This is a genomic window from Cyclobacterium plantarum, assembly GCF_011290685.1.
GTDB classification, from domain to species: Bacteria; Bacteroidota; Bacteroidia; order Cytophagales; family Cyclobacteriaceae; genus Cyclobacterium; species Cyclobacterium plantarum.
Genome location: NZ_JAANYN010000005.1, coordinates 504443 through 517144, shown reverse-complemented (window position 1 = coordinate 517144; position 12702 = coordinate 504443). Strand labels below are relative to the sequence as shown.

At 42.8% G+C, this 12702-nt stretch carries 11 protein-coding genes; 9 read left to right on the top strand and 2 right to left on the bottom strand.

Going from position 1 to position 12702, the window contains the following annotated elements; translation table 11 throughout:
* The first annotated feature begins 2 nt into the window (after window positions 1–2).
* The 3 genes from G9Q97_RS14570 to G9Q97_RS14560 all read left to right on the top strand — a co-directional run bounded on the left by G9Q97_RS14570 (window position 3) and on the right by G9Q97_RS14560 (window position 3276).
* Window positions 3–1052 carry a PorP/SprF family type IX secretion system membrane protein gene (locus tag G9Q97_RS14570; protein ID WP_166148041.1) on the top strand — a complete coding sequence of 350 codons (1050 nt, stop codon included), beginning with the start codon at window positions 3–5 and terminating at the stop codon, window positions 1050–1052.
* Between the two features lie 12 nt (window positions 1053–1064).
* Window positions 1065–2294: a M48 family metallopeptidase gene (locus G9Q97_RS14565; RefSeq protein ID WP_166148039.1), complete on the top strand. Its 1230-nt coding sequence runs from the start codon at window positions 1065–1067 to the stop codon at window positions 2292–2294.
* A 181-nt stretch (window positions 2295–2475) separates the two neighbouring features.
* Complete coding sequence (locus G9Q97_RS14560; protein ID WP_166148037.1) at window positions 2476–3276, top strand: phytanoyl-CoA dioxygenase family protein; 801 nt, start codon at window positions 2476–2478, stop codon at window positions 3274–3276.
* Here the strand turns inward: G9Q97_RS14560 and G9Q97_RS14555 are convergent.
* Window positions 3252–4310, bottom strand: a complete 1059-nt coding sequence (locus G9Q97_RS14555) for an NAD(P)H-dependent glycerol-3-phosphate dehydrogenase (protein WP_166148035.1) — start codon at window positions 4308–4310, stop codon at window positions 3252–3254. The genes G9Q97_RS14560 and G9Q97_RS14555 overlap by 25 nt on opposite strands.
* Window positions 4288–5982 (bottom strand): 1-acyl-sn-glycerol-3-phosphate acyltransferase, encoded by a 1695-nt coding sequence (locus G9Q97_RS14550; protein WP_166148034.1) that lies wholly within the window; start codon window positions 5980–5982, stop codon window positions 4288–4290. Before G9Q97_RS14550 ends, G9Q97_RS14555 begins: the two co-directional genes overlap by 23 nt.
* A 119-nt stretch (window positions 5983–6101) precedes the next feature.
* Here G9Q97_RS14550 and G9Q97_RS14545 point away from each other — a divergent pair, with 119 nt between their 5' ends.
* The 6 genes from G9Q97_RS14545 (at window position 6102) to G9Q97_RS14520 (ending at window position 12701) form a co-directional block, all read left to right on the top strand.
* On the top strand, window positions 6102–7076 hold the full coding sequence (locus G9Q97_RS14545; RefSeq protein WP_166148032.1) for a polyprenyl synthetase family protein: 975 nt from the start codon (window positions 6102–6104) through the stop codon (window positions 7074–7076).
* Window positions 7077–7402: 326 nt separating this feature from the next.
* Window positions 7403–7852, top strand: coding sequence for a division/cell wall cluster transcriptional repressor MraZ (gene mraZ / locus G9Q97_RS14540; protein WP_166148030.1), 450 nt, complete (start codon window positions 7403–7405; stop codon window positions 7850–7852).
* Window positions 7845–8750 carry a 16S rRNA (cytosine(1402)-N(4))-methyltransferase RsmH gene (gene rsmH, locus G9Q97_RS14535; RefSeq protein ID WP_317168762.1) on the top strand — a complete coding sequence of 302 codons (906 nt, stop codon included), beginning with the start codon at window positions 7845–7847 and terminating at the stop codon, window positions 8748–8750. The genes mraZ and rsmH overlap by 8 nt, the downstream gene beginning before the upstream one ends.
* Before the next feature lie 2 nt (window positions 8751–8752).
* A complete protein-coding gene (locus tag G9Q97_RS14530) occupies window positions 8753–9133 on the top strand; it encodes an FtsL-like putative cell division protein (protein ID WP_166148021.1) in 381 nt (126 codons plus the stop codon).
* Window positions 9130–11238 carry a penicillin-binding protein gene (locus G9Q97_RS14525; RefSeq protein WP_166148019.1) on the top strand — a complete coding sequence of 703 codons (2109 nt, stop codon included), beginning with the start codon at window positions 9130–9132 and terminating at the stop codon, window positions 11236–11238. The genes G9Q97_RS14530 and G9Q97_RS14525 overlap by 4 nt, the downstream gene beginning before the upstream one ends.
* On the top strand, window positions 11235–12701 hold the full coding sequence (locus G9Q97_RS14520; RefSeq protein WP_166148017.1) for a UDP-N-acetylmuramoyl-L-alanyl-D-glutamate--2,6-diaminopimelate ligase: 1467 nt from the start codon (window positions 11235–11237) through the stop codon (window positions 12699–12701). The genes G9Q97_RS14525 and G9Q97_RS14520 overlap by 4 nt, the downstream gene beginning before the upstream one ends.
* Window position 12702 lies beyond the last annotated feature (1 nt).

Sequence of the window (12702 nt, the reverse complement as noted above, 5' to 3'; positions counted from 1 at the left end):
CTTTGTTTCAGTCACAATTAAATCCAGTTTTTTTAACGCTACTAGGAATGCTAGTTGCATTGACCTCTTTTGGGCAGGATCCCCAATATAGTCAATACTATGCAGCTCCTTTGTACCTCAACCCTGCATTTGCGGGATCAGAAATAGCCACAAGGGTGGGTGTCAATTACCGGAGCCAATGGCCCGGACTGGAGGCCAGCTTTACGACTTTCTCCGCTTATGGTGATACATTTGTAGAAGAATACAATACAGGAATCGGATTTCTGGTAACCAACGACGTGGAAGGTGCTGCCGGTTTAAGATCTACTCATGTTTCAGGCCTGTTTTCTTACGAATTAAAAATGGCCGATAACCTGTACCTTAGACCGGGATTTCAGGCCAGTTATATGCGAAGGGATATCGGCTTTTACGAAAATCTCGTCTTTGCCAACCAAATCAATCCCTCGGATCCATTTGGCCCCATACTACCCGGCAATGACCTGCAAGGCTTCGGTGAACCCGTAAACCTGTTATCGCTGTCTTTCGGGGGATTGATCTTTACAGAAGATTTTTGGTTTGGTCTCTCCACGCATCATGTCAACCAACCCAATCAAAGCTTTATTGAGGAGGGGATCAGCAGGTTACCCATCAAATATTCCATTCATACAGGTTACCGGATTTCTCTTGGGAGAGGTGCGCCAAGACGGGATTTTACCCATACCTACAAACAGCGGTATTTTACGCCTACCATCAATTACAAGCGGCAAGGTCCTTTTGAACAATTGGATCTGGGTGCCTACATATATATGGAACCCATTGTTTTTGGCCTTTGGTACAGGGGATTGCCTTACAAACCTATAGAAAACCAAAGTAACCGGGACGCCCTGGTGATGATGGTTGGCTTCAACCTGCCATCTGGTTTAAATGTGGGTTACAGTTTCGATTATACCGTTTCTCAATTGGGCATTCAGTCAGGAGGAGCCCACGAAATCAGCATATCCTACATTTTCCCTCCAAGCAATCCCGGAGCACCCAGAAAAAGAGATACCATTCTTCCTTGTCCCAAATTTTAATAAGTTTGCAACATGGACCAGGAAATTATAAAATACCTTTTGATGGGGATCATTACCCTTACTTTCATTTTTGATAAAACCATCAATTACCTAAACATTAGCCGAAAGATCGGGGACGTTCCCCAGACACTGGATCAATACCTGAGTCCCGATAAATTGAAGGAAAGCAAAAAATACCAGCAAACCAATTATACTTTTGGTTTATTTACAGGTGGATTTAGTTTTATACTTACCCTGATTTTTATTGCTTTTGGCTTTTTTGGCTATCTGGATGAATGCCTCCGGCAATTCGGCCTATCCCACATCCCTTTATCCATAGTTTATTTCGGGATTCTTTTTATTGGTTCAGACATTTTGTCTATTCCCTTTGATTATTACCATACTTTCAAAATAGAAGAGGACTTTGGGTTCAACAAAACCACCGTGAAAACTTTTTTTGCTGATAAAATCAAAGGTTACCTTTTATCCATCATTGTCGGCGGAACTTTACTCTTTGTATTGGTTTGGCTGATTTTGGAAATTGGACGGGATTTCTGGTGGATATTTTGGATAATTGCCGCCCTTTTTATGGTGTTTGTCAACATGTTTTACTCCGGGCTGATACTCCCCCTATTCAATAAACTTACTCCTCTGGAAGAAGGGGAACTTAAAAACACGATTATGGCGTATGCCAGGTCTGTAGGTTTTCCCCTGGAAAATGTCTTTATTATGGATGGGAGCAAAAGGTCCTCTAAGGCAAACGCCTTTTTCTCGGGTTTCGGAAAAAGAAAAAAAGTCGTTTTATTCGATACCCTGCTGGAACAACATACCCCTGAGGAATTGGTTGCTGTACTTGCCCATGAAATCGGCCATTTTAAAAAAGGCCATATCAGAACCGGGATGATCACGGGAATATTACAAACTGGAATCATGTTGTACATCCTCTCTCTTTTTATTTTTAGTGAACAGATAAGTTATGCCCTGGGGGGAAATCAAATGGCTATTCACCTGAACATCATCGGATTTACCATGCTTTTTTCTCCCATTTCCACCGTTTTGGGCATTTTGATGAATTACCTCAGCCGTAAAAATGAGTTTGAAGCGGATGCTTTTGCCAAATCTACTTATGCCGGACAGCCGCTGGCTGAGGCCCTCAAAACCTTATCTGTAAAAACACTGTCCAATATCGACCCGCATCCCCTTTATGTATTCGTGAATTACTCCCATCCCCCACTGATGAGCAGACTTAAAAGACTGGAGTAAGGCTTTGGGATTTTTCACCTTTCATCTTATCTTTAATCCGCATTGAATCCCTGTATCGGCATTATGAGCAGGTGTTCGGAAAATCAGCTGAAAGAATACAGCAGGAATCAGCCGCTTTCACAGGGTAGTTCAATAGCAGTTTTAGGTGTTTATAAATAAAAACTTACCCCCGCGAATAACCATGCATCAAGTACTACAAAAAATGGGTGTTGAACAGGACCTTCTTTCAGCAGATGAGAAAAAAACATTAGGTGAACAAGGATACGTTAATTTAGGAAAATTGCTTTCCGATGAACATTTGAATCGCATTCGCATCAGGGCCCAAAAACTATTGGAATCAGAGGGAGATCAGGCAGGCATTGAACTGCTGCAATCGCCCAATATCAGACATTCAAAAGAGCCGGGTGCGCACAGGCTGGGGGATCTGGTCAATAAAGGGGAAGAATTTGATATCTTTTACACCCATCCCAAAGTTTTAGCAGCAATATCTTTTGTCTTAAATGCGGATTTCAAGTTGTCTTCCTTGAATTACCGTGCTGCACTGCCAGGTGCCGGCTTACAAAAATTACATGTTGATTGGCCGGAGGCGGTTGCCAAAAATGATTTTATGGTGTGCAATTCCATTTGGCTTCTGGATGATTTCAGCCCCGAAAACGGGGCTACCAGGATAGTGCCCGGAACGCATTTGAAAGCTGCTCTGCCACAGGATGTCATGGAAGACCCAATGGATCCACATCCGGAAGAAATTATCATCAACGCTCCTGCCGGATCTGTATTTATATTTAATTCCCATGCCTGGCACGGTGGCACCAAAAACGGGAGCCATGCACCCAGAAGAGCCATTCATAGTTATTTTTGCCGCCGAAGCCAAATTCAACAAACAGACCAAAAGAAATACATCCAAAAACAGACGCTGGATAGAATCAGCGGCGAAGCTGCGCATATTCTGGATGTAGATCATAAAAAATCTATATCGGTATAAATCGGGTATTTCATCAGGTATTGTAGTGCCGTTTCCACTTTAAAGTTTTCGAAGAGCACCTTGTACAAATTTTCTGTAATGGGTGCTCTTGTGTCTGTAGATTCCAGATAAAGCTTGATCAGTTTTACGGTATTGATGCCTTCCGCTACCTCTTCCATGTTTGATACGATGTCATCCAGGGTCTCTCCCCTTGCCAGTCTGAAGCCCAGGGTGTAGTTTCTGGAAAGCGTGGAATTGCAGGTAGTGACAAGGTCTCCAATCCCTGCCAGGCCCAGAAAGGACTTGGTCTCTCCCCCCATGGCATTTCCCAAATAGATCATCTCTACCATTCCCCTTGAAACCAGCAAACCTTTGGCATTGTCTCCCAGCCCCATTCCTGAGAGCGCTCCTGCTGCGATGGCAATAATATTCTTCAGCACTCCGGAAAGCTCCACCCCTACTATGTCCGAATTGCCATAGACCTGAAAATTATCTGACCTCAACAAGCGCTGTCCCTCACTGATCACCTCGTCATATCTGCTGGCAATGACCGTTGCTCCGGGTTGGTCTTCCAATAATTCCTTTGCCAAATTAGGCCCCGCCAGGCAACCGATCCTTTCCACAACCGTTTCCTGAAGGATCACTTCGCTCATGGTACAAATATTCTCCCGCTTGATTTGATGAATATTTTCCAGATTTTTCCCTTTTGGTAAATTCAACGATAGCCCCTTGGTCCCATGAATTAAAAAATGATAGGGATGAAGAAATGGCGCAAACTGAACCATTACCTCTCTGAAAGCAGCTGACGGGATCATGGGAAACATGATATCACAAACGTCGCAGAGCATTTCCGGATCACTGGTAGCCTGGATTTTTTCTTCCAGTTTTCGGTTTTTCACCATGTGGTGCTCATTGATTGCGTCAACAACTCCCTGATCTCTGGCATAGACCAATACATCGTTTTTCTCAGCCAGCAAATTGGCAATGGCTGCACCAAAACTTCCGATACCAATAACACCAATGGGTTTGATTTTAGATGATTTTTTCCAATTCATATCCATCCAGTCTGTTATGGTAATAATACAATAAACTAATATCTTCCGTAACTATATGCCCTTGCTCATTGCGAATCAATGGCCTCTTGGCATGGTACATACCAACATTTTCCAGACCATGCCTAATAATTTCTTCCAAGGGCATTTCCAGATGCGGTGCCATGTGCAGTTTTCCTTCCTGCCGCAATTTCTTGATACATTCCAAAACCTCCGCTGTGGCAGCTCTGAAGGTTTCATAGGATAGATAAATGTCTTCTTCCGGTAGCCTCAGCAGGCTAAATAAATCCAACTTCTTATTGGCCTTTTTGATCAGGCGAAAAGCGGTAAAAGCAACAAGGTGGCTGCTAAAAACCCGATTGATTTTATGAAATTCTTCTACTATTCGCCTCCCAAGCTTTTTGGTATATTCTTCCTCCCTTTGCAAATCTACGGTGACTTTGCCATTGGATAAAAAATAATCCCTGCAATCTATGGCCCTGCCTTGCTTATCCCTGCTATTTCCTTCCACATCCACGTGGTTGCCCAATATATCCATGGCCTTTCCTATAGAAACAGATATGTCAGAACCTTTGGTAAAAAACTTGACGAGGAATTTAGAGATTTTATAAGAGGTAGAGAACTCATCTGATTCATGGTAATACCTTTCCTGCCCTGTGAAATTGAGATGGTCATGAATCAGGCTCGGAGCTTCCAATACAAAATGATAATTAATGGTAACAGGAACGATAAAAACCTTTCCAAATTCCTTGTCCCCATTCTGAAAGTTGGCCCGCTGTGCCTCAATAGCCGTACTCAATAACCCCAACTTCAATTTAGATTCTATGTTGCCATTTCTGGAACGGGTTCCGCCTGGAAAAAAAAGGCTGTGACAACCAAACTGAATGGCTTCCCGGGAGTAGGTTTTCAATGTTTCCAGATAAACCAGATTCTTTTTTCGCCGATCAACCTTGTAAGCTCCCAGGGCGTTCATGAAATAAGCAAAAATCTGTATATTAAATAAATTCAATCCCGCACCATAAATAAAAGGAGGAAGTCCAAGGGTGTTGATGGTCCAACCAATCAATATGCTGTCCAGATTGCTGAAATGGGTAGGCACCATCACTATAGTACCCTTGGATGCCAACTCCCTAAGCTGATCTGTCTCTCCAATGATCTGAATTTTATCCTGAAGGCTATATTGGTTGCTGAAAACAGATTTAAAGCCTTTTACCCTGGCAGTATTCAATAGCCTTGAAAAGCCGAAAGTAACAATGCTTCGGGTCATTTTATAATGGCTGTGTTTGAAATTACTGGCAATTTCTTCTGCGTACCGGAGCGTGATGGAACTTAAAACCTCATAATATTTTTCTTTTTTTTCATTTTCCGAGGATTGCTGATCGGCTCCTATGACCAAAAGTGCTGATTTCACTTTAGACCAAAATACCGCTTCATCCTCAGGGTCCACAAGCCAGGGATTCTGTTTGATTCTCATCCGTTCCCTGTAGAGCGTCAATTCCAATTCTTCCCTCAATGCCTGCAACTGATTACCTGTCAGGCTTTTGATCCTTTCTCTACTTGACGCTACTACTTGCTGGATAAATTCTTTTCTGCTTTTGCTCAGTTTCACCACAGGCCACTCGTCCTTTTTAGGTAGAATGGGGGCATACTGATGTTTGATATAGTCGTCTGTCAAGAGAATGTCATTTGTTTGGTCAAAGATAACCAAAAATAAAATTCATTAAACAGAATAATCAAGAAGGCAGTTTTGTCAATGATGGAATAGATCGTAATATTGCAGCATCCAAAAAATCAATGAAGCAGGATTTACAGCAGATACAAGCACCTATAGCCATAGAAATGGCTGATTTTGAGAAAAAATTCCGCTCTTTTATGCAGAGTAGGGTCAAATTGCTGGACCATATTACAAGCTATATTGTTCGGAGAAAAGGCAAGCAAATGCGTCCCATGTTTGTTTTTCTGACATCTGGCCTAAGCGGAAACATAACTGAAGCAACTTACCGTGGTGCTGCCCTGATTGAACTCCTGCATACGGCAACCCTGGTACACGATGATGTGGTGGACGATGCCAACTACCGTAGGGGTTTTTTTTCCATCAATGCCCTTTGGAAAAATAAAATAGCCGTTTTGGTGGGGGATTACCTTTTGTCCAGAGGCCTGCTTTTGAGTGTGGAAAACAATGATTTTGAATTGCTGAAAATAGTTTCCGATGCGGTAAGAGAAATGAGCGAAGGGGAGCTTTTGCAGATTTCCAAAGCAAGGAAACTGGATATAACAGAAGAAGTTTATTATACCATCATCCGGCAAAAAACGGCCAGCCTGATTGCTTCCTGTTGTGCAGTAGGTGCAGCCACTGCGGGTGCCAATAAGGAAAACACCGAAAAAATGCGGCTTTTTGGTGAAAAAGTCGGTATGGCATTTCAAATCAAAGATGACCTTTTTGATTACGGAGAGGATGTTGTAGGAAAACCTGTAGGCATAGATATCAAGGAGAAAAAAATGACACTGCCCCTGATTTATGCCCTCAATAAAGCCAGCTGGATAGAAAAGAAAAAAATCATTTACCTCATCCGGAATAAAAGCGAAAACAAAAAAACAGTCAATGAAATTATTGAATTCGTCAAAAATTCAGGAGGACTGGAATATTCGCAAAATATCATGAATAACTTTTACCAGGAAGCACTAAACCTGCTGGCTGATTTTCCGGATTCCACCTATAAATCATCCCTTTCATCCCTGGTGACCTATACGATAGAAAGAAAAAAATAACCTTCAACCAGTGATTTTTCTTTTTTTTTTAATTTTTACGGGAAACCTCCCCACTTTTTCTCCCCGGGCTGCTTTCAAGGGCTTTTAATTGTATTTCTACGTCAATTTATTTATCAAATAGCCTTCCAGACTGGTTTTTACCTGTATTTAAACGCTGATTCATAGCAGCTTGCACCTTAAAAGGCATTATAACTTTTTGCTAAAAAAATTGTGTTTGTAGTTTGTTTTGGATACTTTTATAGGAATGTGGTAAAAAGTGGGGCAAAGTGGTAAAAAGTGTTTGGCTATTTACTACTTTTGTAATCATAAATTAAGGTAGTAGCGGTATGGCATCTTTCACCGGTGAGTTTGAATGTAAACTTGATGCTAAGGGCAGGTTGGTATTGCCGTCTAAAATGAAGGCATTATTACCAGAATCCTTAGGTCAGGAAATGATGCTGCGTAAAGGTTTGGAACCCTGTCTGGAATTGATTCCAATGCTAGAGGTTAGAAAGGACCATAGCAAATTGGCCAGCCTGGACGATACCGATGATGAGGTCAGGGCCTTTAAAAGATCTTTCTTCAGAAGAGAGTCTCCGGTAGAACTGGATGCAACAGGTAGGTTTGTCATTCCTAAGAACATGCTCCGCCATGCTCAATTGGGAAAGGATGCCACTGTCATTGGTATAGGAACCAAGATAGAAATTTGGAACCCGGATCTACATGAAGAATTTTCAGCTAAAGAAGAGGCTACCTACAAAAGTTTGAACAAAAAGTTTTTAGGTAAAAGTGGATAATCCAGGATACCATATCCCCGTAATGCTTGAGGCCTGCATCTCAGGATTGGCCATAGATCCCAATGGAGTCTATGTTGACCTCACTTTTGGTGGAGGTGGTCACTCCCGTGAAATTCTGAAGTATTTGGACAAAGGGCATTTGTATGGATTTGACCAGGATCCGGATGCTGCCAGTAATGTACCTGAAAATGAAAACTTCACCTTCATTATGGCCAATTTCAGGGACTTGAAACGGTATCTGAAAATATATGGAGTAACAAAAGTGGACGGGATATTGGCTGATCTTGGGGTATCTTCTCACCAGATAGACAAAGCTGAGCGCGGTTTTTCAACACGGTTTGAAGGAAAGCTCGACATGCGCATGAGTCAATCGGGAGAACTTACGGCAGCACAGGTTTTGAATAATTATTCAGAGGAGGAATTGCACAGGGTTTTTGGAATGTATGGAGAGGTTAGGAATGCAAAAACCCTGGCAAAAGCTATTGTAAGCAGCAGGACCGGCTCACCTTTCGGAAGCATATCTGATTTTAAAAAACTTCTGGACAAATATGCGCCAAAGGGGAAGTATGCCAAATATGCGGCACAAGTCTTTCAGGCCATCCGGATAGAAGTCAATCAGGAAATGGCCGCATTGGAAGAAATGCTGGATCAAAGTATTGATTTGCTGAAAACAGGAGGGCGTTTGGTGGTAATGAGTTATCATTCCCTGGAAGACAGAATGGTAAAAAACATGATAGCCAAAGGAAAGCTCCATGGAGAATTGGAAAAAGATTTCTATGGAAATCCGGTACGGCCTTTGGAACCGGTAAGCCGGAAAGCCATTGTTGCTGATGCATCAGAAGTGGGTGAGAATAAAAGAGCAAGGAGTGCCAAACTAAGAATTGCAAGAAAAAACTGATTATGGGACGGAATTCTTTTAAAAAACCAATAAGACCTACGGGAAAAGTAAAAAAATCATGGTTCAACCCTTTCACATTCATGGAGCAAAGACTGGATGTGAGTGGGCTATTGGGAGAAAATGTGCCCGTAAGGTTGGTGCCTCCCTTTTTGTATGCTGCCTTTCTGGCCATGATTTATATCTGGAGTAATCACCAGGCAGAAAATACCATTAGAAAAATCGACCGCATGCAGCAGGAAGTAGAAGACCTGCGTGCAGATGTCACCACGCTGGAAGCAGAATACATGTATGCCAGTAAGCAATCTGAAGTTGCGAAGAAAATTCAACCCTTGGGCATAGCCGAAATTGAAGAACCACCACAAAAAATAGTTTTGGAAAAGTGAATATAAAAAAATCCATATTGCTCCGGGTCAGGGTTTCCTTTTTGGTGGTAACCCTGATCGCTGGTGCTATTTTTTACAGGATTGCCACTATACAATTGGTGGAGGGTGACCGGTGGCGGAAAATGTCGGAAGAAATTAACCTGCAATACCGCCCCGTAAAAGCTACCCGCGGCAATATATACAGTGGAGACGGAAGCCTTTTAGCCACCAGCTTGCCATTCTACAGGGTAGCCATGGATCCTTATGTCAGCTCCGAAAATGTTCTAAAATCCGGTATCGATAGTCTTGCTATCAAACTTTCCGGATTTTACAGGGACCGCTCTGCTGCTGCCTATAAGCGTATGATACTGGATGCCCGGAATCAGGGAAAAAAATACCTGATTTTAAACAGAAAGCAAATCGGTTACCAGGATAAACTGGAAATGATGACATGGCCTGTCTTCAGAGAAGGCAGAATGGGAGGAGGCGTGATTTTTGAGAAAATCGATAAAAGGTACCGACCATTTAAAAATCTGGCAGGAAGAACAGTGGGCTTTTTAAATGAAGACCAATATGGGGTTGGTCTGGAATACAGTTTCAATGATTTCCTGGAAGGCAGAAATGGGGAGGCCTTGTTTCAGAAAATAGCCGGAGGAAGTTGGAAACCCTTACATGATGCCGAGGACATCAAGCCTACAGATGGTTACGATATTGTCACAACGCTCGATGTCAACATACAAGATGTCGCAGAATCGGCCCTGCTCAGGCAGTTGATGAATAAGGATGCTGCTTATGGCTCCGTGATCGTTATGGAAGTCAGCACCGGACATATCAAAGCCATTGCCAATTTGCAAAAAAACAAAAATGGTTATGGATATGGAGAATATTACAATTATGCTGTAGGCGAACAAGGGCTTACGGAGCCAGGCTCGACCTTTAAACTGCTTTCCATGCTGGCCTTGCTGGAAGAGGGAAAAATCAACCTGCAAGACAGCATAGACACGGGAAACGGTACCTATAAATTCTATGACCGGTATATGAGGGATGCCAAAAATGGTGGCTATGGGAAACTCACAGTCAGGGAAGTGTTTGAAAAGTCCTCTAATGTGGGTATTTCCAAAATGGTCCACGAACATTTCGGACATCAGCCCCATCGCTTCATGGAATATATCAAAAAGATTAAATTGGATCAACCTTTGGGATTTCAGTTGAAAGGTGAAGGCATTCCCTATTTTAAGGATCCTGAAAAAAATGACTGGTATGGCACCACGCTCCCGTGGATGTCAATTGGTTATGAATTGAAGATTACTCCCCTGCAAACCCTGGCTTTTTACAATGCCATTGCCAATGGAGGCGACCTGGTAAAGCCTCTAATCGTCAAGGAAATTTCCAGAGGAAATGCCATAGAAAAAAAATACCGGCCGGAAACCATTAAAAGTAATATCGCCTCTGAGAAAACCATTCTACAGCTGCAAAGCCTTTTGAAAGGAGTAGTAGACAGGGGAACAGCAAGGAACATCAAAAATGAGACATATAGCATTGCAGGTAAAACAGGTACTGCCCAAAAGCTGGAGAACGGGAGGTACACGCAAAAGTATTTTACTTCTTTTGCTGGCTTCTTCCCTGCAGACAAGCCTAAATACAGTGCCATTATCGTCATCGATAGTCCTAAAGGGTTCAATGCCTATGGCGGTGATATATCTGCCCCTGTGTTTAGGGAAATTGCTGACAAGATTTATGCCCAGGATATGGATTTGCAAGACAGTAAAGGTTCCACAAAGGAACAGCCCAAGGTCGACCTTGAAACCTTTCCTTATATCCGGGCCGGAAATGTTGAAGAGTTGCGAATGATCTGTAACAGCATGGGCATTTCCAATCATTATGCCGGAGATGAAACCTGGGTTCAATCCACTGTTTCCAACAAATCCATTCATTGGGTAGGCAATGAAGTTGAAGCCCCTTTGGTACCTGATGTAACAGGCATGACACTAAGAGATGCCATTTACATTCTGGAAAATAAAGGATTACGGGTGGAGTTTTCAGGTAAAGGCAGGGTTGCTTCCCAGTCACTTCACAAGGGGAGTTCATTCAGAAAAGATCAAATCATTAAATTAAAATTAAGTTGAGCCAAAAGTTAAAAGACATACTGTACAAAGTTTCTCTGGTCTCCACCAAAGGTGATATGGAAATGGATATCAATCAATTGGTCTTTGACAGTAGAAAGGTAACGGAAGGATCAGTTTTCGTGGCCCTTCCAGGGACTCAGGTAAATGGACATGACTTTATCGAAAAGGCCCTGGATATGGGAGCGGTAGCCGTGGTTTGCGAAAGTATGCCTGAAAATCTAAGGGAAGGCATTACCTATGTACAAGTACTTAACAGCCCAAAATCCCTGGGACTTATGGCGGCAAACTTTTATGGCAACCCTTCCCGGAAACTCAACCTGGTGGCAGTGACCGGCACCAATGGTAAGACCACCACCGTAACACTACTGCACCAGCTATTTTCCGAACTGGGGTATACCTGCGGCCTGATTTCTACGGTGGAAAATAAAATTGACAACAGGTCCATACCTGCCAGCCATACTACCCCTGATGCCATAGCCATCAATGAGCTGCTCATCCAAATGCTGAAAGAGGGATGTACACACTGTTTCATGGAAGCAAGTTCGCATGCCATCGTACAGGAAAGAACTGCCGGATTGCAATTTGCGGGCGCATTATTCAGCAATATCAGTCATGACCATCTGGATTACCACGGTAGCTTTGATGCCTATATTGAAGCAAAGAAAAAATTGTTTGACGAATTACCCAGGGAAGCCTTTGCTCTTGTTAATGCCGACGATAAGCGGGGTTTAATCATGGTACAAAACAGTAAAGCCCGAAAGTTTACCTTCGGTTTGAAATACCCCGCAGACTTCAAGGCAAAAATCCTTGGTAATTCTCTCCATGGACTGGAGCTTGATCTGGAGGGAAAGCAGGTATGGTTCCGGTTAATCGGCGAATTCAACGCCTATAATCTTTTAGGGGTACTGGGAATTGCCATGCTTTTGGGAGAAGAGGAGGAAGAAGTTTTGAGGCAATTATCCAAGCTCAAAGGTGCTGTTGGAAGGTTTGATCAGGTCGTACATGCCGGCATCACTGCCATCATCGATTATGCCCATACACCCGATGCACTGGAAAATGTCCTGAAAACCATTCAAAAATTGAGGACAGGAGGAGAAACCCTGATCACCCTGGTAGGTTGTGGTGGAAACAGAGACAAAACAAAAAGGCCAGTTATGGCAAAAATTGCCTGCCAGCTCAGCGACAGGGTCCTATTCACTTCCGATAACCCGCGGGATGAGGATCCCATGACCATTATTCAGGAAATGGAATCAGGTATCAGCCCCATAGACCAGAAAAAAACACTCACCATAGCAGACAGAAGGGCTGCCATTAAAACAGCATGCAGCATGGCAGAAAAAGGAGACATCATCCTGATTGCAGGAAAAGGTCATGAGACTTACCAGGAAATCAAAGGGGTAAAACACCCATTTGATGATAAAGAAATTGTTAAGGAGTTTTTGAATTTATTACATCAGGAATAAA

Bases quoted from the DNA above. Each gene is read 5' to 3' on its own strand.
- G9Q97_RS14545 (WP_166148032.1), top strand. From the start codon at position 6,102: ATGAAGCAGGATTTACAGCAGATACAAGCACCTATAGCCATAGAAATG.
- G9Q97_RS14555 (WP_166148035.1), bottom strand. From the start codon at position 4,310: ATGAATTGGAAAAAATCATCTAAAATCAAACCCATTGGTGTTATTGGT.
- mraZ (WP_166148030.1), top strand. From the start codon at position 7,403: ATGGCATCTTTCACCGGTGAGTTTGAATGTAAACTTGATGCTAAGGGC.
- G9Q97_RS14560 (WP_166148037.1), top strand. From the start codon at position 2,476: ATGCATCAAGTACTACAAAAAATGGGTGTTGAACAGGACCTTCTTTCA.
- G9Q97_RS14530 (WP_166148021.1), top strand. From the start codon at position 8,753: ATGGGACGGAATTCTTTTAAAAAACCAATAAGACCTACGGGAAAAGTA.
- G9Q97_RS14565 (WP_166148039.1), top strand. From the start codon at position 1,065: ATGGACCAGGAAATTATAAAATACCTTTTGATGGGGATCATTACCCTT.